Source organism: Polynucleobacter sp. MWH-HuK1 (assembly GCF_018881815.1).
Taxonomy (GTDB): domain Bacteria; phylum Pseudomonadota; class Gammaproteobacteria; order Burkholderiales; family Burkholderiaceae; genus Polynucleobacter.
In genome coordinates this window covers 1,309,250-1,328,379 of sequence record NZ_JACVPP010000001.1, presented here as the reverse complement: position 1 = coordinate 1,328,379, position 19,130 = coordinate 1,309,250, and the positions used below count along the sequence as shown (strand labels likewise).

The following is a 19,130-nucleotide window of genomic DNA, read 5'->3' as shown; positions in this document are numbered from 1 at the left end:
TCAGGTACTGTTTATAGAGACTCTTTAAGTTGCTCAAGGATATGTGGATTTTCAAGGGTTGAAGTGTCTTGAGTAACCTCTTCACCTTTAGCAATCACGCGTAATAAGCGGCGCATGATCTTTCCAGATCGGGTCTTAGGCAAGTTATCTCCAAAACGAACGTCCTTAGGCTTGGCAATTGGGCCAATCTCCTTACCAACCCAATTACGCAATTCAGTTGCAACCTTCTTGGCTTCCTCGCCGGTTGGGCGACCGCCTTTAAGAACTACGAATACGCAAATCGCTTCACCAGTCAACTCATCTGGACGACCAACTACCGCAGCTTCTGCAACCAATGGGTTGGCAACCAAGCAAGACTCGATTTCCATTGTTCCCATGCGGTGACCAGAAACGTTTAGCACGTCATCGATACGGCCAGTGATAGTGAAGTAGCTGGTATCTTTGTTACGGATTGCGCCGTCACCCGCTAAATACAAGGTGCCGCCCAACTCTTCTGGGAAATAAGACTTCACGAAACGATCAGGATCATTCCAAATCGTACGAATCATAGAAGGCCATGGACGCTTGACTACCAAGATACCGCCCTGACCATTTGGAACATCAACACCAGCTTCGTCCACGATCGCCGCCTGAATACCTGGTAATGGCAATGTGCATGAACCTGGAATCATTGGGGTTGCACCTGGCAATGGAGAAATCATGTGACCACCAGTTTCTGTTTGCCAGAAAGTGTCGGCGATTGGGCAACGTGATCCGCCCACATTCTCGTAGTACCACATCCAAGCTTCTGGATTGATTGGCTCGCCTACAGAACCCAAGAGACGCAAAGATGACAAATCGTAGCTCTTTGGATGCACTGCTTGATCATTGCTTGAAGCCTTGATCAATGAACGAATTGCAGTAGGTGCTGTATAGAAAATAGATGCTTTGTGTTTTTGGATCATGTCCCAGAAACGACCGGCATTTGGATATGTAGGAACACCTTCAAACACAATCTCAGTAGCGCCAACTGCGAGTGGACCATAAGTAATATAGGAATGGCCAGTTACCCAACCAATGTCGGCAGTACACCAGAACACATCGTTTGGCTTAATGTCAAAAGTCCACTTCATTGTGAGAATAGCCCACAAGAGGTAGCCGCCAGTAGAGTGCTGAACACCCTTTGGCTTGCCGGTTGAACCGGATGTATACAGAATGAACAATGGGTGCTCAGCGCTTACCCACTCTGGCTCGCAAGTAGTTGCTTCGTTAGCAACGATTTCTTGCATCCAAACATCACGACCCGCTTGCATCGCAACGTCAGTGCCAGTGCGCTTGCTCACGATGACATGCTTAACCTTAGGACACTCGCCTGTAGAAAGTGCTTCGTCACAGATTGCTTTGAGTGGCAATGCTTTGCCACCACGGAACTGGCCATCAGCAGTAATCACTGCTACTGCACCAACGTCCATAATGCGATCACGCAATGCTTGTGCAGAGAAACCACCAAATACTACAGAGTGAATTGCGCCAATACGAGCGCACGCTTGCATAGCAACAATACCTTCAATGGTCATTGCCATGTAAATAATGACGCTATCGCCAGACTTCACACCCATCTTACGTAGTGCATTTGCCATTTTGCAAACACGCTCAAGCATCTCTTTGTAAGTTACTTTAGTAACAGTGCCATCATCGGCTTCAAAAATAATAGCTGTCTTGTCACCAAGACCAGCTTCAACTTGACGATCTAGACAGTTGTATGACGCATTAGTTGTGCCATCTTCAAACCACTTATAGAAAGGCGCTTTAGATTCATCCAAAACCTTGGTAAATGGCTTTTTCCAGTAAATATTTTCTTTAGCAAGACGACCCCAAAAACCGTCGTAATCTGAGTTCGCTTCATCACAAAGCTTTTTATAGGCTTCCATGCCTGGAATGGCCGCACCCTTCACAAAGTCTGCAGGTGGGTTAAAAACGCGGTTTTCTTGCTTTAATGGTTCCATGCTTCACAGCCCTCTATCAAATAATCAATCATCTAAAATCAACTACAAATGCGAAATAAGTCGCAAAATGACAGGTTTACACCCTCAAGACCTTAGAAGATAAGTGAAAACACTGGGGATTTGCTCTATGGCAAACCCTTAAAATAGGGCAAACCTTACTAATAATGTGGAAATAAGCATAAAACCATGACAAATATCAAACAAAACGACCTCATTCAGAGCGTTGCAGATGCATTCCAGTTCATCTCTTACTACCATCCTAAGGACTTCATTTCCGCTCTGGGTAAGGCCTATGAGCTAGAACAGGGTCATGGTGCTAAAGATGCGATTGCTCAAATTTTGACCAATAGCCGTATGTGCGCTGAAGGTCGCCGTCCATTATGTCAAGACACGGGTATTGCGGTGGTTTTCCTCAAAATTGGTATGAATGTGCAATGGCCAGATGCGACTATGAGCGTTACTGAGATGGTGAACGAAGGTGTGCGTCGCGCCTACCTCAACCCAGATAACACCTTGCGTGCTTCAGTTTTGGCTGACCCAGCTGGTAAACGTAAAAATACTGGTGATAACACCCCTGCGGTTGTTCATTATGAAATTGTTCCGGGCGACGATGTTGAAGTGATTTGCGCCGCTAAAGGTGGTGGCTCAGAAAACAAAGCTAAGATGGTGATGCTCAACCCTTCTGACTCCATCGTAGATTGGGTTCTAAAAACCGTTCCCACTATGGGCGCTGGCTGGTGCCCTCCCGGCATTTTAGGTATTGGTATTGGCGGCACACCAGAAAAGGCCATGCTCATGGCCAAAGAGTCTTTGATGGAACCGATTGATATTCAGGATCTGATTACTCGCGGTGCTAAAACACGCGCTGAAGAGTTGCGTTTAGAGCTATATGAAAAAGTAAATAAGCTTGGTATTGGCGCACAAGGCCTTGGTGGTTTGGCTACCGTTCTCGATATCAAGATCATGGAATACCCAACCCATGCTGCTTCATTACCAGTGGCAATGATTCCAAACTGCGCAGCCACTCGTCACGTGCATTTCCACTTGCACGGAGATGGTCCAGCAAAACTGGAAGCCCCTTCCCTATCTGATTGGCCTGATGTCACTTGGACACCGGACGTTCAAAAATCTAAGCGAATTAATATGGATACCCTTACCGCCGAGGAGGTGGCGAGCTGGAAACCGGGCGAGACTCTATTGCTAAACGGCAAAATTTTGACTGGTCGTGATGCTGCTCATAAGCGCATCCAAGACATGCTTGCCAAAGGCGAAGAATTGCCGGTGAGCTTTAAGAATCGTGCAATTTATTATGTCGGACCGGTTGATCCAGTTCGCGATGAAGCAGTTGGCCCAGCAGGACCAACTACTGCCACTCGCATGGACAAGTTCACAGAGATGATGCTTGCTAAGACAGGCTTAATTACCATGATCGGTAAAGCAGAGCGCGGACCTGAAGCGATCGAAGCAATTAAAAAACATAAATCTGCTTACTTAATGGCTGTTGGTGGCGCCGCTTACTTAGTATCTAAAGCCATCCAGACTTCGAAAGTTGTTGGCTTTGCTGACTTGGGCATGGAAGCCATTTATGAGTTTGATGTTAAAGATATGCCCGTAACTGTTGCTGTGAATTCTGAAGGAATTTCCATGCATCATGAAGGGCCAAAAGACTGGCAAGCAAGGATTGCCGGCATTCCCGTAAAAGTTGCTTAATTACTTATTCGGGTATCACTAAAAAAGTATTGGCAACTCATTGGCACTAATCGGTGTATTTGATTCTGGCGTTGGAGGCTTATCCATTTTGGATGAGGCTCTGCGCCAGCTTCCACAGAATGATTACATCTATCTTGCCGACTCTGCTAATGCGCCATATGGTGAAAAATCTAGCGATTGGATAGCACAACGGAGTCTTGCGCTCTGCCGTTATTTAGCAAACCAAGGTTGCGATGCCATTGTGATTGCCTGCAACACTGCGACAGCAGAGGCGATTAAAAAAATACGGGAACAGCTATCTATTCCTATTATTGGCGTTGAGCCCGGCATTAAACCAGCAGCGATGCAATCGCAAAACCATGTTGTGGGAGTCTTGGCGACAGAAGCTACACTTAAAAGCGATAAATTCAATGCCTTATTAGCAACATTACCAAGTGACTGCCAGTTCATTAAGCAAGCAGGTGCTGGTTTAGTGCCTTTAATTGAATCAGGCAAAGCGGATGGTCAAGAAACCTTAGAATTGTTGGCCAAACATCTAGAACCTATTCAAGATGCCGGTGCGGATACTATCGTACTTGGTTGCACCCACTACCCCTTCCTCAGAAAAGCCATCCGTAAGTTACTTGGTGAATCCATCACATTAATTGATACCAGTGATGCCGTTGTGAGACAGCTTAAGAGACAGCTAGATGTTCTTAAATTCAGAGGCGCCAGTCCTGAGTTTGGATCATTGCTTTTGCTAAGTAGCAAAAATGAAAATCTGCTTTTATCAATGGCTCAAGACTTAATGTCCGCAGACCTTGCATCACATTCGGTAGAGGCGCAGATCCTAGGTGAAATTCGATGAGCGATTTACTAAAAAAAATAGACGCTCGTCTACCCTTTAATAAAAGCGAGCGGATCATCATTGGCGTTGTGTTGTTATTGCATGCCTTGCCTGCGTTAGAGTTTTTACACCTCAGCAAGCGCCCTCCCCCAATGGACGACACGCGGGTCATGGCCAACTTAGTAAGTCCAGAGGCTAGCAAGGCTCAACAGTCGCCCGCCGCTACTCCGCCCAAGCCAAAAGAAGAGAAGAAGGTTGTAAAGGAAAAGTCTGAAGAAAAGCTGACTGAAAAACCGAGTCCTACTCAGGCGCAACAGCCTCCACAACAACAAAACCAATCTCAAAGCAAATCAGAGGCGCAAACACAGAATGCAGCAGTAGCCCCTGGAACTGGTGGGGGTGCTAGCGGCACACCAATTCAGACCGACATTGGTAAACTAGTAGTGGTCTATCAACCAGATGCGGATGCCTACTACCCCTCCTTCTCAAAGCGTTCAGGTGAACAAGGTGCAGTGGTAGTGCGTTTGATTATTGATGAAACAGGTAGCGTGGAAGATGTAGCATTACTGCAATCAAGCACTTTCCCCAGACTGGATCGTGCCGCCACGGAAATTGGCAAACGTTATCGCTTTAAACCTTTTTTAGTAAATGGCTCACCCCAAAGAATTTCAACTAATCTCTTAATTAAATTTAATCTCAAGAATTAATCAATATGAATACACCATTTGGCATAGCAAATCTCTGGCTTGAAGGCGATGCAGTTACCAGATTCGTGGCAATCACCCTACTTATCTGCTCTATTGTGACCTGGGTAATCTTGCTTACTCGACTTTGGGATCTACGCAATCTGCGTAAATTAAAACCTGAACTTGAGAATTTTTGGCGTGCCACTTCGTTTAATCAAGGTTTGCAAGCTTTTAGCAACCATGCAACCAATCCCTATTATCAAATTGCCAAACAAGCAACCAAGGCTTCGGTCCATCACCAAAATCAATCCTCCAATCACCGTGAATTACTCCAAACACTAAACTATTCTGAGTGGATGGCTAGAAGTGTTAAGAACAGCATTGATACGATTGCTGCTGGGCTACAAAAAGGATTGACCTTCCTAGGCTCGACTGGTGCGATCGCCCCCTTCATTGGTCTTTTTGGAACTGTTTGGGGCATCTACCACGCATTGATCGCCATCAGCAGTTCTGGTAGCGCACAAATTGATCAAGTTGCCGGCCCCATTGGTGAGGCCCTCATCATGACAGCTTTTGGTTTAGCAGTAGCTATTCCTGCAGTTCTGGGGTTTAACGCTATTAATCGCGCCAATAAATTATTTGTTGCAGACCTTAATCGCTTTGGCAATGATCTCTTGGCCTATTTTGTTACTGGCGCCCGAGTTAACTCGGGAGAATAGTCATGTCTTTTCATATTCAAGACGACCAAAACGACGACAGCATCATGTCGGAGATCAATATGACGCCGATGGTGGACGTCATGTTGGTGCTCTTAATTATTTTCATTATTACTTTGCCAGTAATTCAGCAAGCAGTGAAAGTGGAACTACCAAAGGCCAATAGTGTTCGCAATGAAGTTAAGCCAGAATCAGTTCAGCTTTCGATTGATGCCAATGGTCAAATCTTTTGGAACAGCACACCAATCGATCTAAAAACTTTTGATGGTTATGCTGAGAAAGCCGCCCAAAAAGAGCCGCAACCAGAAATTAATCTTCGTGCAGATAAATCAGTGAAGTATGAATATGTTGCTCAAGTACTGGCAGCATCGCGTCGCGCAGGTTTAACTAAACTAGGTTTTGTGACTGAGCCAAATTAAGTCTTGACTGACTGCTTACTTAATCTTGTAAGGCGCTTTAGATAGCAAGCAAGTTTCTTCACTGGTGTGAACACCATTACCTATGGTTGCACCCAAGATGCCGCCCTGTATTTTTTCTACCTTCTTAAACTTGCCAGTGACGGGATCAAGCGTAATGTTGGTAATAACGCTACCTGCAGGATAAGCAACCCCCATCACCTCCTCTGGCGGAAACTTTGCTTCAATTGAAATCAATATATTCGGACGCGCAAGAGTGACACTCTTCACCACCTGAGATCCGAAGGCATCAGACTGATCTAAATCGCGATCATCTAAAAAAACTTTTGCCTTCTGCGAGCCCGAAGCAAGCATGAGCTTCATTGCATATTCTTCGGTATAACCTTTTTCAGAACGCTTGCACTGAAACTCCATGACATCAACCCCCCACGCAAGAGCAGATGAAATGGTCAAGCAGGAGCAAATGAGAAGTTTGGGTAAATTCATAAAAGAGGTATGAGTGTCTTTGGTGCCCGAGGCCGGAATCGAACCGGCACGACTTTTTTGAGTCGGCAGATTTTAAATCTGCTGTGTCTACCGATTTCACCACTCGGGCTCGCACAAACAATAAAGCCGTGCTAAATAAATCAAGACAAGCGAAATTTTAGCATGCAAGCCTGTTGCCGGCCCCCAGAGCCCCCTTTTTTGGTGTCTCACCAAGGTTGGACTTGATAAAGCAATTAAAATACCTACATGAATTTACTGGGGAAATCATCTAGACCAAATACGTTTTTGCGGGTCCTTTTTTGGCTTATCGGACTCAGCCTTGTGGCTGGTTTAACAGTAACTGCGACCTATTTATATTCCGCTCAATCGAATATTTCCGGCAAGCGAATAATTAAAAGCCTGGGTGACTCGATAGCAATCACATTTGATGAAGTCGATATTCCCCATATCAAAGCAAAAAATCAGGCAGATGCTTACTTTGCCTTGGGCTATCTTCATGCTAGCGAGCGTTCATGGCAAATGGAAATGAATCGCCGCATTGCCAGCGGACGACTCTCAGAAATTCTAGGCAATGACACTGTAAAAATTGATCGCTTTGTACGCACTCTTGGAATAAAACGCGCAGCAGAGCGTCAATTTGATCACTACCCTGTATCTGCTAAGAGGCTATTGCAAGCCTACGCAGACGGCGTGAATGCAGGTAATGCGCAACTAGGGTGGGCACTACCGATTGAGTATTTCTTGACCGGATCAAAGCCTGGTCACTGGTCTCCAACGGATAGTGTTGCCTGGATGTTGATGATGGCTTACGACCTTGGCGGCAACTGGCATAAAGAAATACAAAGACTAGAGCTTTCTCAGTATCTCAGCACCAAACAAGTATGGGAAGTTACTCCACCAAATGAGCCTGGTGAGCCCGTCAGCAATATGGATTTTTCCAAGTTATATCGAGATCTGAAAGTTTTTCACCCTAATCCCGGCCCACTAGAAACTAAACCTCAAAACTTGCCCGCAACAGAGCTAAGTCAATGGAATCGACTGGGCGGGAAAGATGGTATTGGCTCAAACAACTGGGCACTGAGTGGAAAGTTGAGTGCAACTGGCAAGCCTTTATTGGCCAATGACCCACATCTTGGGCTATCCGCACCAGCCATTTGGTATTTCGCACATCTTGAGGCGCCTGGAATTAATGTGATTGGCGGAACCTTACCCGGAATTCCGGGGGTTGTTTTAGGGAGAACAGATAAGTACGCGTGGAGCTTTACTAATACTGGTCCAGATGTTCAAGATATTTACATCGAACAAATTGACACCAAGAATCCCGGTATGTATCGAGGTCCAGACGGTCCGCTGCCTTTTAAAGTTCACCAAGAAATTATTGACATTAAAGGTGCACCCTCTTTTACTTTTTTAGTAAAGGAAACTCGACATGGACCTGTGATTTCGGATTCATACCGTCAAGATAAACGCGTTATTGATACCGATCGCTTTGCATTAGCACTTCGATGGACAGCGCTAGATATTGAAAATCAATCTGTTGTTGGCCTGTTGGAAATGAATCGCTCTGCTGACCTTGATCAATTCAAGCTAGCGCTACGAAAAAATTACGCACCTATGCAAAATGTGGTGATGGCGGATACGGAAGGCAATATTGCCTATCAAGCTGCTGGTATTGCTCCAAAACGACTCCTGCATCATGGCTTATATGGCGTTGCTCCTGCGCTAGGTTGGGAGAAGGAATATGACTGGAATGGTTACGTTCCTTTTGAACAACTTCCCGCCAGCAATAATCCCGAACAAGGCTGGATTGCTACAGCCAATCAAAAGATCATGGCAGCGAATGATCCCAATCCTTTGACGGGTGACTGGGAATTACCAACGCGCTATCACCGCATTGTTGATCTCATCAAAGCAAAAAATATTCACTCATTTGATGACATGAAAACGATGCAAGGCGATACTCTATCTCTTGCCGCCACACCACTTCTAGATCTTTTTAAATCTAGTAAGTCATCTCATCCTTTAAGTGCTAAAGCAATGGAGATTGCAAGAAATTTTGATGGTGATATGAAAGTAGGTAGTGCGGGCGCTCTTATTTTCAATGCTTGGGCCGACCAACTCACTCGCAATCTATTCTCGCGCTTAAGTTATTTATTCACAGAAAATTATGGTTCACGAAATTATCGCGCGCCCCTACTTAATCAAGTACAAAATCCCAATAGCCCATGGTGTGACAATCCTAAAACGGAGGGTGTGGAGTCTTGCCAGGAATCGGCAAACCTTGCTCTTGATAAGGCGCTGGAATATCTCAGCAAAGAGTATGGCAATGATCCTCAGTCCTGGGCTTGGGGAAATGCACATATAGCCATCTCCGAGCATCGCCCATTTAGCAAAATCCCCCTGCTGGGGGACTTCTTTAATATCAAAACCCCATTCCCCGGTGATAGCTTTTCGATCAACGTGGGGCGCCTGGAGTTATTGCAGTCTAAAAATCCGTATGAAACTCTACAGGCCCCAAGCTTGCGAACTGTCTTCGATTTTTCAGATCTAGAAAAGTCTGTCTTCGTCTATCAAACAGGCCAATCAGGATGGGTACAAAGCAAGCTATACCGCAATATGAACTCTTTGTGGGCCAATAATGAATACCTACCATTGCAAATGAAGCCTGAAAAGTCGAGTCGCCAGCTAGAATTGAGCAATAAGTAAGGATTTGGATAAACCAAAAATGTCACCAACACGTCTGTTGGCGGGTAAAATAAAGAAATTATTACCAGTAATTTACAAGGGTTTTTCATGAAAATAATATTTTCTATGTGTGTTTTGGGCGTGACCTTGCCCTGCTCCGGTAATGCACTTGCTGAATGGCAAGAGATTGGGAAAACCGATGCTTTTACTCTTTACGCCGATACAGCCACCCTTCAGAAGCAAGGCGATAAAGCACAAATAATTTCATTACTAGACTTCAAAAAGCCTGGACAGAATCCAAAAACCAAGGAAAGTGCAAATTCTATTATTGGCCTAAATGAATTCGATTGCAGCGCAATAATATATCGCCCAATTGAATTCAAAGTGTTTTCTGAAAACATGGGTAAAGGTAAAGTCGTAGAAGAGCAAAAAACTCCAGACAGTCAATTTGAAACCATTGAGAACGGCTCTTGGCCAGCTGGCGTCTACAACGTTGCGTGTCGTAGCAAGTAAATATCATCACAGAGGGTGGAATACCGCCCTCGGATTTGGCTTCATTGTTACTTTGGTGTTATTGACTGCTTGCGCAGCGCCGCTAGCAGCACTCAGTAGCAGTGGCACTGCCGCAGCTAGCTCTGCAGGCACTGCTGCGATTGCTAATCCCAGCACTGCAGCTAGTCTAGCCTCTACCGCAGCAACGGGAAAATCTCCTTTGGAGCATGCCGCTTCTGCGGCAACCAAAAAAGAATGTAGCTTCTTTAATGTGATCGACTCCAAACCTATCTGCATTGAGGTTGTATTACCCACTGTCACAGATAAAAGCGAGCCTTTATTGGGTCCAGCAGACTTAAGCAAAGACACCGCCAAGCAATAGCACTTTACTCACCCCTTTAAAGACATAACAGACTAAAATTAGCACTTATTAGCACTCAACTGACGATTTAATATGGCCACGGAAAACTACTACCTCACCCTTACCTGTCCAAATAAGCCTGGAATTGTTGCCGCAGTTGCTACTTATATTTTTGAACTAGGTGGTGATATTGAGGAAGCCCAACAGTTTGATGACAAGGCCTCAAAGCGATTCTTTATGCGGGTGAGCTTTAGCTGCCCAGCAAATGCAGACACATTAAGAGCTGGCTTTTTAGAAATTGCAAAACGCTTTGATCTTACCTGGGAATTACGTGCAGTAAAAGATCTGAAGCGCGTCTTAATCATGGCTTCCAAATTGGATCATTGCTTGGTTGATTTGCTTTACCGCTGGCGTATTGGTGAGTTACCAATGATTGTTTGCGGCATTGTTTCCAATCACCCACGTGATGTTTACGCCAGTATTGATTTTTCTGACATCCCCTTTTATCACTTACCAGTAACTCCAGAGACCAAGCCAGCACAGGAAGCCAAGCTTTTAGAAATTATTGCAGAAAATAAGGTGGATATGGTGATCTTGGCGCGTTACATGCAGATCTTGTCCGATGATTTATCTACTAAGCTTTCTGGGCGTTGCATCAACGTTCACCACTCATTCTTGCCTAGTTTTAAAGGCGCAAAGCCTTACCACCAGGCTCATGCTCGCGGCATCAAGCTCATTGGCGCTACCGCCCATTTTGTCACCAGCGATTTGGATGAAGGTCCGATTATCGAGCAAGACGTTACTCGCGTTACGCATGGTGATACGCCAGACGATTTAGTGCGTAAAGGGCGTGATTTAGAACGCACTGTTCTCTCTAGAGCTTTACGTTACTACCTGCATGATCGCGTTCTCATTAATGGTGCGACTTCTGTAGTCTTCTCGGACTAATTCAACAACGGTTTTTTTAAGGCCTTACCCCTGGAGATTCCAGAGGTAAGCCTCTTGCTCGCCACATCAGAAATAACTCTAATTGCGCCATCTCTGGCGAACCATATTCAAACTGCTGAGCCCTAACTCCGCTCATACAATTACGAAGTCGACGTTGTACAGAGCCCAAGGTTTGCCATTCCAAACGGTAAATAGGGTAAGCATTAGGATGCCCCTGCGGAATGAGGCTTCCACCTAGCTTTAAACCTGCCCTATCCTCATGGCATTGGGCACAAGATAGATTGAGTTGCCCCATCCTCTCATTAAATGTCTGGCGGCCTTTCTTCAAAAAGGATGTATTTGCCGGGGTCTCGCTGATAGAAATGGGCATACCTTTAGATTGAAAAGCGACAAAGGCTGTCAGCGCCAGAAGATCTTTACTCTCATAAGCCAATGAGGATACTCCCTGCGCTCCAACGCGACATTGATTAATTTGCCCTTCTAGAGTCTGCAATTTACCTTTAATTACTTTAGGAAATTGGGGCGCAACACCACGCATCGATCTCTTTGCATCACCATGACAAGAGCTGCAAGACTTATTCTGAGAGCCAATTTTTTGTTGCCATAAATTTTCTCCATCACCCACCCAAAACATCGCAGGATTTAATGATGGGTCATCCTGCATTGCTTTGTTATCGGCAGACATCAACTCATAGCTAGATTGATGTTTTGCAGAGGCGCCGTATGTAAGGGGGCTACCCAGAGTGAGAAAAATACCGCCAAGAAATAGAGAAAGGATTAAGTTCACGAAACAGTAATGCAAGACTGATTTACCGCTTCATAGCCACCATCTCCAACCCACTTAAATTCAAGAGTTCCAGATTCAACCGCAACTGTTGTGAAGATGATTAAAGGATTGGCGCCAATACCAGAATAGAAATCTGCCTTGAATACCTCTACATTGTTATAGGTGCAAGTAAAGGTACGAATAATGTCGCGAGGGATCTGCTTACCGCCTTCGGTATAACGAAAACCTGACTCCATATCATGCTGTGCAATCGCTCGAATCTCAATAATGGAATCTTTCTTTGCCGTTGATGGCATGGTTATAGATGTGCGGGAAGTTTTACTCATACCATCTCCGTACAGGCCGAGAGAGTTACCAAGGTTTCTGCTGATCCCCGCCAAAAACTACCATTACTCATCTGTGCAATTGCCCAGACTCTTTGACTGTCAGCTAAACGAACGCGAGTAGTTACATTTGCGATGCCTGAACGTGGTGTTAAGTAAACGGTAAAGATATTTGGTGAAGGATTGGCTTCAGCAACTACATGTATCGTCTTGACATAATCGTTAACAGTCATCGGACTATCCACGCTCACTTTTAAAACAACTAGATTTCCGTTTTCCACCAATGGAGGGATCGTCAAAGTAACCTTGCCATCTTTAACTGGAGCTCCGCCTGTGATTTTTTTAATGACCTCATCTGCATCTTCTTTTTTTGCAAAGGCTTTCATGGGGGTTAAGCAAGTAGCCAAGGCTAATAGACCGAGTCCTTGCACTTGTTTTAACCAGTGTCGCCGCGGATAGTGAATGATCTTCTTCATTTTATTTGTAATGTCTCGTTAATTATTCAGCGTCACTAAAAAGGCAATAACATCCTCTATCTCTTGTCCGCTTAATAGGGTTTGACCAGCAAACTTAGGGGCAACCCGATTAAGATGACTTGTTTGGTAATAAGACGGCATGATGGTTTGTGGATTGAAATGTGCTGCATTCACAATGCGCGCCCTAAGTTGAGATGCATTCAATCTCACCACGCTTGCTTTGAGCTCTGGAGCTAAGTTACCTTGAAAGCGCTCTTCTGGAAAAGGGCCGCTATGACACAGTAAACACAAGCCAGTTTGACGACTTGCCACAATAGCTCGACCACGTAACGGATCACCAGGGTCAGCAGAAAGGGATTCGATAATCGAATCCCCTTTGATGGCTTGAGCGTGTGCAAACTGAAGATTGAGGATCACTAGCAAAGATACTGCTAGTGCAATCCTCATTCTCATGGACACAATTTCAATAAGTCAGCTCTTAAACCAGCTTAATACCGCTGTTTTTCAGAGGAACCGTGCGCAGACGTTTGCCAGTTGCACGATAAAAGGCATTCAGAACCGCTGGTGCAGCTACCGCAATCGTTGGCTCACCTACTCCACCCCAGTCTTTACCGCCACCTTGAATGATGATGGTTTCAACTTTAGGCATTTGTGCGAGACGAATCGAACCGAAGGTGTCAAAGTTCTTTTGTACAACTGCACCCTTTTCAATTGTGATCTCTTCTTCAAATAATGCAGACAAGCCATACACAAATGAACCAGATACCTGACGTGCCACTTGGGCAGGGTTCACTACATAACCTGGGTCAGTAGCAGCAACAATGCGATGAATCTTTACTTCATTGCCATTGGTCACTGAAAGCTCACATGCGGCAGCTACATAACTGCCGAATGAACGCATTTGAGCAACGCCGCGGAATACGCCTGGTTTAGCAGGAGTGTTCCAACCAATGCCATCAGCTACAGCGTTCAGCACTGCTACAGCACGAGGATACTTTTCCATATGCTTGCGGCGGAACTCAACAGCGTCAACACCAGTTGCTTCGGCCATCTCATCCATAAAGGTTTCGATGAAGATCGCATTTTGGTTCACGTTCACGCCACGCCAGAATCCTGGCGGCACGGTTGTATTGCGCATTGCATAGTCAATATTGAGATTGGGGAAGCTGTAAGTAATGCCATGCTCGCCAGTTGGATCGACACCTTGAAATGCTAAAGGATCCTTGCCTTTGTTTGCAGCCACAACAGCCGGACGTACAGCAGCCAAGATGGACTGGCCAGATAAACGCATATTTACTGCTGTCACATTCTTCTTGTCATCGATTGCAGCAGACATTTTGCACATCATTACCGGATGATAACGACCTTGCGTCATATCTTCTTCGCGAGTCCAAATTAACTTGATAGGCGTACCTGGCAATTGCTTAGCAATATTTACCGCTTGCGTTGTGTAATCTTGGAAAGCGCCACGACGTCCAAATCCGCCACCCAAGTTTACTTTATAGACATTACATTTATCAGCGGGCAATCCAGATGCAGCAATTACCGCAGCCAATGAAGCCTCACCATCCTGTGTTGGCACCCAAGCTTCACATGAATCTGGAGTCCACTTGGCGGTAGCGGTTTGCGGCTCCAGAGTTGCATGATTTAAAAATGGGTAAAAGTAAGTAGCCTCTAATGTCTTAGATGCACTTGACATGGCGGCCTTTACATCACCATTCGAGTTATGTGCAAATGCATCATTCGCAGTAAGGCCTTCTTCCAACATCTTCTTGATGCCAGCACTAGAGAGCTCCCCATTTGAACCGTTATCCCAAACAATATTGACTTGGTCTAAAGCGGTTTTTGCTTGCCAGAAAGTATCAGCAACAACTGCTACCGCGGTGTCTCCAACCTGCACAACCTTCTTAACACCCTTCATGCTTTGGGCTTTAGTTGCATCGTAACTCTTTACTTTGCCACCAAATACAGGGGATTCCTTAATATTAGCGACTAACATGCCAGGCATCTTCAAATCGATTGCATAAACTTGTTTACCGGTAACCTTGTCAGATACACCGTCAATGCGATTTACAGACTTACCAATGAGCTTCCACTCTTTTGGATCTTTCAACGGCACATCTTTTGGCACCTCTAACTGTGATGCTGCAACAGATACTTTGCCGAAAGTTGTTTTCTTACCAGAAGGTGTGTGTGTAATGATGCTGTCTTTAGCCACACACTCTGCGGCTGGAACATTCCACTGATTGGCAGCAGCCTGAATCAACATCATGCGTGCTGCAGCACCACCTTTGCGAACATATTGCTCAGAAGTGCGGATACCCCGGCTACCCCCTGTTGAGTAACTTCCCCAGACTTTGTTACGCTTTAAATTCTCGCCAGGAGATGGGTAATCATAAGAAACTTTTTTCCAATCGCACTGCAACTCTTCGGCAACCATCTGTGCCAAACCAGTAATAGTGCCTTGACCCATTTCAGAGCGAACAATACGCACAACAACATCATCGTTTGGCTTCACCACAACCCACACACCAATCTCTGGGGTGGCTAGTGGAGTCATTGCGGTAGTGCCAGTACCCATCGCAGCATGGGCAGTAGACATAAAGGAGAGATCAAAGCCAATGGCTAGTCCAGTGGCAATTGCACTAGAGCCGATAACAAAGTGGCGACGGGAAGCATTTGTATTTATAGTCATGTATTTTCCCCTTAAGCCTTGCTTACAGCATGAATAGCTGCACGTACTTCTTGGAAAGTGCCGCAACGGCAGATATTAGTAATGGCCGCATCGATTTGCGCATCTGTAGGCTTCGGCGTATTGCGCAACAAAGCTGTAGTTGCCATCACCATGCCAGATTGACAGTAACCGCATTGAGGCACCTGGTTATCAACCCAAGCTTTTTGCACTTTAGATAATTGACCATTCTTTTCAAGACTTTCAATAGTCTCAATTTTTTTACCTTCTACAGCAGCAACAGGGATAGAGCAACTACGGACAGCCTGGCCATCGAACAGAACTGTACAAGCGCCACATGCGCCAATCCCGCAACCATATTTAGTGCCAGTTAATCCAATTTGTTCACGGATTACCCAAAGCAATGGGGTGTCTGGATCTACATCCAGCTTGTACTTTTTGCCATTCACATTTAGTTCGGCCATGCGTGCTCTCCTATCAAGTCTTTTATCGTTCTTAGGGCATTAAAAATACCCTTGCTTTTTGTATGTTCATCTTAACCAAGAATTAATTTATTGCTTTGCAACATAAATTATTGGGCAGTAAGATCAGGATATGATCTCTGGCCTTGTACAAATCCTACTCTTTCAAAGCCTTGGTGAGCTTGTCTCAAAGTTTCTACTGCCGACGCTACCCGGACCAGTCATTGGGCTAGTACTTCTAGTTCTTTGGCTAGTTTTACGGAAAGGAATCAATTCCGACCTGGCAATGGTTGCCGACGGCTTTAGTCAATACCTTGGCCTACTTTTTGTTCCGGCGGCTGTTGGCGTGGTGCTATTTCTGCCTCAACTGAAAGCCAATGCTCTAGCCATTATTAGCGCCCTAGTTGGCAGCATCATCCTCACCATTGCCTCTAGCGCTTTCATTGCGCGCCTCCTGAGCAAGAAGGAATCTCATGAGTGAAAAGCACTCCATAGTAGAGATTTGGGTCTACTTATCTGGTAGCCCACTGTTTGCTTTATTTATCACCCTGGCCGCCTATCAAATTGGACTAGCCATTTATAAGACAACCCATCAAAACCCTCTGGCCAATCCAGTGGCCATTGCTATTCTGATTGTGGCGAGCACGATTCAGTTTATTGAAATGCCCTACTCAACCTATTTTGAGGGCGCGCAATTTATTCACTTCTTATTAGGCTCTGCGACTGTTTCTTTGGCAATACCTATTTATCGAGGCCTAAGCAGCCTCAAAGGAAGGTCCATTCCTTTAATTGCCTCGCTTTGTACTGGTGGCTTGGTGTCAATTATTAGCGCAGTAGGCATTGCCACCCTACTCGGAGCAGATGCTAGTGTTACTGGCGCCATGTACCCCAAGTCAGTTACAGCACCTATTGCCATGGGTATAGCTGAGCGCATCAGCGTCTCACCCACCCTCACCGCTATCTTTGCAGTGAGCACTGGAATCCTAGGTGCAATCTTGGCACCATTTGTTCTCAATGCATTAGGCATGAAAGCTTGGTGGCAAAGAGGCTTCGCCATTGGAATTGGGGCGCACGGCATTGGAACCTCCCGCGCCTTTAGCATTCATCCGGAAGCAGGAACCTATGCCAGTCTAGCCATGGGAATGAACGGCGTAGTGAGCGCTGTTGCTATCCCTGTTATTTATCACTTATTTAACAAGTGATAATTTGCTTGCTTGATTTCTTTGCTTGAGCTGATTACTTAACCTGCATAGCTACATCAATCGCTTCGCCTAGAACGCTGCAGAGAAATTGCACCTCTTCTGTGGTCGATATAAAGGGAGGGCCTACTGCAATCGCATCGCCGGCTACACGAACTAGCGCACCCTTTTCGATGCAAGCCTCTAGGACTTTCATAGAGCGGAGACCTGGCTTGCCCGGGACAGGGTCGAGCTCAACGGCACCCGACAAACCAAAATTACGGATATCCAATATACCGGGCTTGCCTTTTAGTGCATGCAACCCATCCTCAAGCACAGGCTCAAGCGCTCGCGCACGATTGACTAAATCATCAGATTCGAAAATATCCAGTACGGCATGACCAGCTGCCGCAGGTATTGGATGACCTGAGTAGGTATAGCCGTGGAAGAATTCAATCGACTGCTCTTGACCACCATGAGAGATGATGCTCTCGCAAATATCGCTACGTACTATCACACCGCCCATTGGAATGACGCCATTCGTAATACCCTTGGCAAAGGTAATCATGTCAGGCGTTACACCAAATCGATCGGCACCGAAGTTCGCGCCTAAACGACCAAAACCGGTAATCACTTCATCAAAAATTAATAGGATGCCGTGCTTGGTACAGATCTCACGAATCTTTTGCAGGTAACCATCTGGCGGAACGATAACACCTGTCGAGCCCTGCACGGGCTCCATAATGACTGCGGCAATCGTATTGGCATCATGCAGAGTGACAATTTTTTCAAGCTCTTCAGCCAAATGAGCGCCCCACTTCGGCTGCCCTTTTGAGAAAGCCATTTGCGAGAGATTGAGCGTATGCGGCAAGTGATCTACGCCTGGCATCATCATGCTAGCAAACATTTTGCGATTCGCAACCATGCCACCCACGGATATACCGGCAATGCCAACACCGTGATAAGCGCGATCCCTTCCTATTAAACGCGTGCGAGAAGCATTACCCATGACACGGTGATAACCAATGGCAATTTTTAATGCTGTATCAACCGCCTCTGAGCCAGAATTAGTGAAAAAGACTTTGTCCAATCCCGCAGGCGCCATTTTTGCAATACGGGTCGCCAAGTTAAATGCCGTTTCACTAGCCATTTGAAACGCTGGGCAATAGTCCATGGTTTCAAATTGCTTTTTAATGGCCGCACCAATACGCGGATCAGCATGCCCTAATGGGGAGCACCAAAGCCCTGATAAGCCATCAAACAGCTTACGACCATGATCGTCATAGTAGTAAGCTCCTTTTGCGGACTGCATGATCTTCGGATGATGCTGAAAATAGCGGTTTGGAGTGAACGGCAGCCAATAGGCTGACATATCAACTGACTTTACAGAACTGTCCATGGTTGTCTCATAGATGTATTTATTAGATTTATTCGATACTATAGCAATCAAACCAAATTTCATTGATCGCCCTCATGAATTCAAGCAATAATCCCTATGTCAAATACTAAAGACCCAATTACAGTTGCCACCTTAGCCGCCTTCAGCGCCGCCTGGAACCGTCACGATATTGATTCCCTAATGAGTTTCATGAGCGATGATTGCGTCTTTCAGACTGCAGCAGGGCCTGAATCGTATGGGGCACGCCATGAGGGATTTCAAGCAGTAAGGGCAGCGTTTGAAAGTGCCTGGATCAACTTTCCAGATGCTCAATGGATCCATGATCGACATTTTGTTCATGAGAACTTTGGAGTTTCGGAATGGACATTTACTGGAACAGCAGCCGATGGATCGCGTGTAGAAGCGGACGGGGTAGATATTTTCACTTTCAAAGATGGTAAGATTCAACTGAAGAATGTCTTTCGCAAGAATCGACCGAATTTGCCGGCAACAAAATAATTGGG

The 19,130-nt window shown here is 45.6% G+C and carries 21 protein-coding genes and 1 tRNA gene; 12 read left to right on the top strand and 10 right to left on the bottom strand.

All coding sequences use genetic code 11. From position 1 onward, the window contains the following. Positions 1–11: 11 nt before the first annotated feature. A complete protein-coding gene (gene acs / locus ICE93_RS06865) occupies positions 12–1,985 on the bottom strand; it encodes an acetate--CoA ligase (RefSeq protein WP_216186804.1) in 1,974 nt (657 codons plus the stop codon). 186 nt (positions 1,986–2,171) lie between these two features. Here acs and ICE93_RS06860 point away from each other — a divergent pair, with 186 nt between their 5' ends. The 5 genes from ICE93_RS06860 to ICE93_RS06840 are packed head-to-tail and all read left to right on the top strand — an operon-like array spanning position 2,172 to position 6,342. Then, positions 2,172–3,695, top strand: coding sequence for a fumarate hydratase (locus ICE93_RS06860; RefSeq protein ID WP_216186801.1), 1,524 nt, complete (start codon positions 2,172–2,174; stop codon positions 3,693–3,695). A gap of 40 nt (positions 3,696–3,735) precedes the next feature. Further along, positions 3,736–4,542 (top strand): glutamate racemase, encoded by an 807-nt coding sequence (gene murI / locus ICE93_RS06855; RefSeq protein ID WP_216186799.1) that lies wholly within the window; start codon positions 3,736–3,738, stop codon positions 4,540–4,542. Next, positions 4,539–5,228: an energy transducer TonB gene (locus ICE93_RS06850; RefSeq protein ID WP_216186797.1), complete on the top strand. Its 690-nt coding sequence runs from the start codon at positions 4,539–4,541 to the stop codon at positions 5,226–5,228. The genes murI and ICE93_RS06850 overlap by 4 nt, the downstream gene beginning before the upstream one ends. 5 nt (positions 5,229–5,233) lie before the next feature. Next, on the top strand, positions 5,234–5,926 hold the full coding sequence (locus tag ICE93_RS06845; protein WP_216186795.1) for a MotA/TolQ/ExbB proton channel family protein: 693 nt from the start codon (positions 5,234–5,236) through the stop codon (positions 5,924–5,926). A 2-nt stretch (positions 5,927–5,928) separates the two neighbouring features. Continuing rightward, positions 5,929–6,342: a biopolymer transporter ExbD gene (locus ICE93_RS06840; protein ID WP_216186794.1), complete on the top strand. Its 414-nt coding sequence runs from the start codon at positions 5,929–5,931 to the stop codon at positions 6,340–6,342. 15 nt (positions 6,343–6,357) lie between these two features. Here the strand turns inward: ICE93_RS06840 and ICE93_RS06835 are convergent, their stop codons facing one another. Beyond that, on the bottom strand, positions 6,358–6,792 hold the full coding sequence (locus ICE93_RS06835) for a hypothetical protein (RefSeq protein ID WP_255554524.1): 435 nt from the start codon (positions 6,790–6,792) through the stop codon (positions 6,358–6,360). A gap of 53 nt (positions 6,793–6,845) precedes the next feature. Then, positions 6,846–6,934, bottom strand: a tRNA-Leu gene (locus ICE93_RS06830). 137 nt (positions 6,935–7,071) lie between these two features. On the opposite strand from ICE93_RS06830, the gene ICE93_RS06825 reads away from it, so the two are divergent. The 4 genes from ICE93_RS06825 (at position 7,072) to purU (ending at position 11,311) form a co-directional block, all read left to right on the top strand. Beyond that, positions 7,072–9,531, top strand: coding sequence for a penicillin acylase family protein (locus ICE93_RS06825; protein ID WP_216186792.1), 2,460 nt, complete (start codon positions 7,072–7,074; stop codon positions 9,529–9,531). An 87-nt stretch (positions 9,532–9,618) separates the two neighbouring features. Continuing rightward, positions 9,619–10,023: a surface-adhesin E family protein gene (locus ICE93_RS06820; RefSeq protein ID WP_216186790.1), complete on the top strand. Its 405-nt coding sequence runs from the start codon at positions 9,619–9,621 to the stop codon at positions 10,021–10,023. After that, positions 9,968–10,384 carry a hypothetical protein gene (locus tag ICE93_RS06815; protein ID WP_216186788.1) on the top strand — a complete coding sequence of 139 codons (417 nt, stop codon included), beginning with the start codon at positions 9,968–9,970 and terminating at the stop codon, positions 10,382–10,384. Before ICE93_RS06820 ends, ICE93_RS06815 begins: the two co-directional genes overlap by 56 nt. 72 nt (positions 10,385–10,456) lie before the next feature. Then, positions 10,457–11,311 (top strand): formyltetrahydrofolate deformylase, encoded by an 855-nt coding sequence (purU, locus tag ICE93_RS06810; RefSeq protein WP_216186786.1) that lies wholly within the window; start codon positions 10,457–10,459, stop codon positions 11,309–11,311. Positions 11,312–11,327: 16 nt separating this feature from the next. On the opposite strand, the gene soxA is transcribed toward purU, so the two are convergent. From soxA to ICE93_RS06780, 6 genes are read right to left on the bottom strand one after another with little or no spacing between them, the layout of a single operon-like run. Beyond that, positions 11,328–12,098, bottom strand: a complete 771-nt coding sequence (gene soxA / locus ICE93_RS06805; RefSeq protein ID WP_370624596.1) for a sulfur oxidation c-type cytochrome SoxA — start codon at positions 12,096–12,098, stop codon at positions 11,328–11,330. Then, the gene (locus ICE93_RS06800; protein WP_216186774.1) at positions 12,095–12,424 is read right to left on the bottom strand and encodes a thiosulfate oxidation carrier complex protein SoxZ; all 330 of its coding nucleotides are present in this window, start codon (positions 12,422–12,424) and stop codon (positions 12,095–12,097) included. The genes soxA and ICE93_RS06800 overlap by 4 nt, the downstream gene beginning before the upstream one ends. Further along, a complete protein-coding gene (locus ICE93_RS06795; RefSeq protein ID WP_216186772.1) occupies positions 12,421–12,897 on the bottom strand; it encodes a SoxY-related AACIE arm protein in 477 nt (158 codons plus the stop codon). Before ICE93_RS06795 ends, ICE93_RS06800 begins: the two co-directional genes overlap by 4 nt. A gap of 18 nt (positions 12,898–12,915) precedes the next feature. Beyond that, entirely contained in the window at positions 12,916–13,350 is a 435-nt protein-coding gene (gene soxX / locus ICE93_RS06790; protein WP_216186771.1) for a sulfur oxidation c-type cytochrome SoxX, read from the bottom strand. Positions 13,351–13,375: 25 nt separating this feature from the next. Next, positions 13,376–15,592 carry a molybdopterin cofactor-binding domain-containing protein gene (locus tag ICE93_RS06785; protein ID WP_216186769.1) on the bottom strand — a complete coding sequence of 739 codons (2,217 nt, stop codon included), beginning with the start codon at positions 15,590–15,592 and terminating at the stop codon, positions 13,376–13,378. A gap of 11 nt (positions 15,593–15,603) precedes the next feature. Further along, a complete protein-coding gene (locus ICE93_RS06780; protein ID WP_216186767.1) occupies positions 15,604–16,053 on the bottom strand; it encodes a (2Fe-2S)-binding protein in 450 nt (149 codons plus the stop codon). Between the two features lie 130 nt (positions 16,054–16,183). Between ICE93_RS06780 and ICE93_RS06775 the strand changes: the two genes are divergently transcribed. Together ICE93_RS06775 and ICE93_RS06770 are read left to right on the top strand one after the other, a co-directional pair. Beyond that, the gene (locus tag ICE93_RS06775; RefSeq protein WP_216186765.1) at positions 16,184–16,531 is read left to right on the top strand and encodes a CidA/LrgA family protein; all 348 of its coding nucleotides are present in this window, start codon (positions 16,184–16,186) and stop codon (positions 16,529–16,531) included. Continuing rightward, positions 16,524–17,252 carry an LrgB family protein gene (locus ICE93_RS06770; RefSeq protein WP_216186763.1) on the top strand — a complete coding sequence of 243 codons (729 nt, stop codon included), beginning with the start codon at positions 16,524–16,526 and terminating at the stop codon, positions 17,250–17,252. Before ICE93_RS06775 ends, ICE93_RS06770 begins: the two co-directional genes overlap by 8 nt. A gap of 34 nt (positions 17,253–17,286) precedes the next feature. Here the strand turns inward: ICE93_RS06770 and ICE93_RS06765 are convergent, their stop codons facing one another. Further along, entirely contained in the window at positions 17,287–18,627 is a 1,341-nt protein-coding gene (locus ICE93_RS06765; protein WP_216186761.1) for an aspartate aminotransferase family protein, read from the bottom strand. 96 nt (positions 18,628–18,723) lie between these two features. Here ICE93_RS06765 and ICE93_RS06760 point away from each other — a divergent pair, with 96 nt between their 5' ends. After that, the gene (locus ICE93_RS06760) at positions 18,724–19,125 is read left to right on the top strand and encodes a nuclear transport factor 2 family protein (RefSeq protein ID WP_216186760.1); all 402 of its coding nucleotides are present in this window, start codon (positions 18,724–18,726) and stop codon (positions 19,123–19,125) included. Positions 19,126–19,130: the final 5 nt, after the last annotated feature.

Bases quoted from the DNA above. Each gene is read 5' to 3' on its own strand.
- ICE93_RS06840 (WP_216186794.1), top strand. From the start codon at position 5,929: ATGTCTTTTCATATTCAAGACGACCAAAACGACGACAGCATCATGTCG.
- ICE93_RS06800 (WP_216186774.1), bottom strand. From the start codon at position 12,424: ATGAGTAAAACTTCCCGCACATCTATAACCATGCCATCAACGGCAAAG.
- ICE93_RS06775 (WP_216186765.1), top strand. From the start codon at position 16,184: ATGATCTCTGGCCTTGTACAAATCCTACTCTTTCAAAGCCTTGGTGAG.
- soxX (WP_216186771.1), bottom strand. From the start codon at position 13,350: ATGAGAATGAGGATTGCACTAGCAGTATCTTTGCTAGTGATCCTCAAT.
- ICE93_RS06850 (WP_216186797.1), top strand. From the start codon at position 4,539: ATGAGCGATTTACTAAAAAAAATAGACGCTCGTCTACCCTTTAATAAA.
- ICE93_RS06780 (WP_216186767.1), bottom strand. From the start codon at position 16,053: ATGGCCGAACTAAATGTGAATGGCAAAAAGTACAAGCTGGATGTAGAT.
- ICE93_RS06770 (WP_216186763.1), top strand. From the start codon at position 16,524: ATGAGTGAAAAGCACTCCATAGTAGAGATTTGGGTCTACTTATCTGGT.
- ICE93_RS06785 (WP_216186769.1), bottom strand. From the start codon at position 15,592: ATGACTATAAATACAAATGCTTCCCGTCGCCACTTTGTTATCGGCTCT.
- ICE93_RS06760 (WP_216186760.1), top strand. From the start codon at position 18,724: ATGTCAAATACTAAAGACCCAATTACAGTTGCCACCTTAGCCGCCTTC.
- ICE93_RS06825 (WP_216186792.1), top strand. From the start codon at position 7,072: ATGAATTTACTGGGGAAATCATCTAGACCAAATACGTTTTTGCGGGTC.
- acs (WP_216186804.1), bottom strand. From the start codon at position 1,985: ATGGAACCATTAAAGCAAGAAAACCGCGTTTTTAACCCACCTGCAGAC.
- ICE93_RS06860 (WP_216186801.1), top strand. From the start codon at position 2,172: ATGACAAATATCAAACAAAACGACCTCATTCAGAGCGTTGCAGATGCA.
- purU (WP_216186786.1), top strand. From the start codon at position 10,457: ATGGCCACGGAAAACTACTACCTCACCCTTACCTGTCCAAATAAGCCT.
- ICE93_RS06765 (WP_216186761.1), bottom strand. From the start codon at position 18,627: ATGGACAGTTCTGTAAAGTCAGTTGATATGTCAGCCTATTGGCTGCCG.
- ICE93_RS06795 (WP_216186772.1), bottom strand. From the start codon at position 12,897: ATGAAGAAGATCATTCACTATCCGCGGCGACACTGGTTAAAACAAGTG.
- ICE93_RS06820 (WP_216186790.1), top strand. From the start codon at position 9,619: ATGAAAATAATATTTTCTATGTGTGTTTTGGGCGTGACCTTGCCCTGC.
- ICE93_RS06845 (WP_216186795.1), top strand. From the start codon at position 5,234: ATGAATACACCATTTGGCATAGCAAATCTCTGGCTTGAAGGCGATGCA.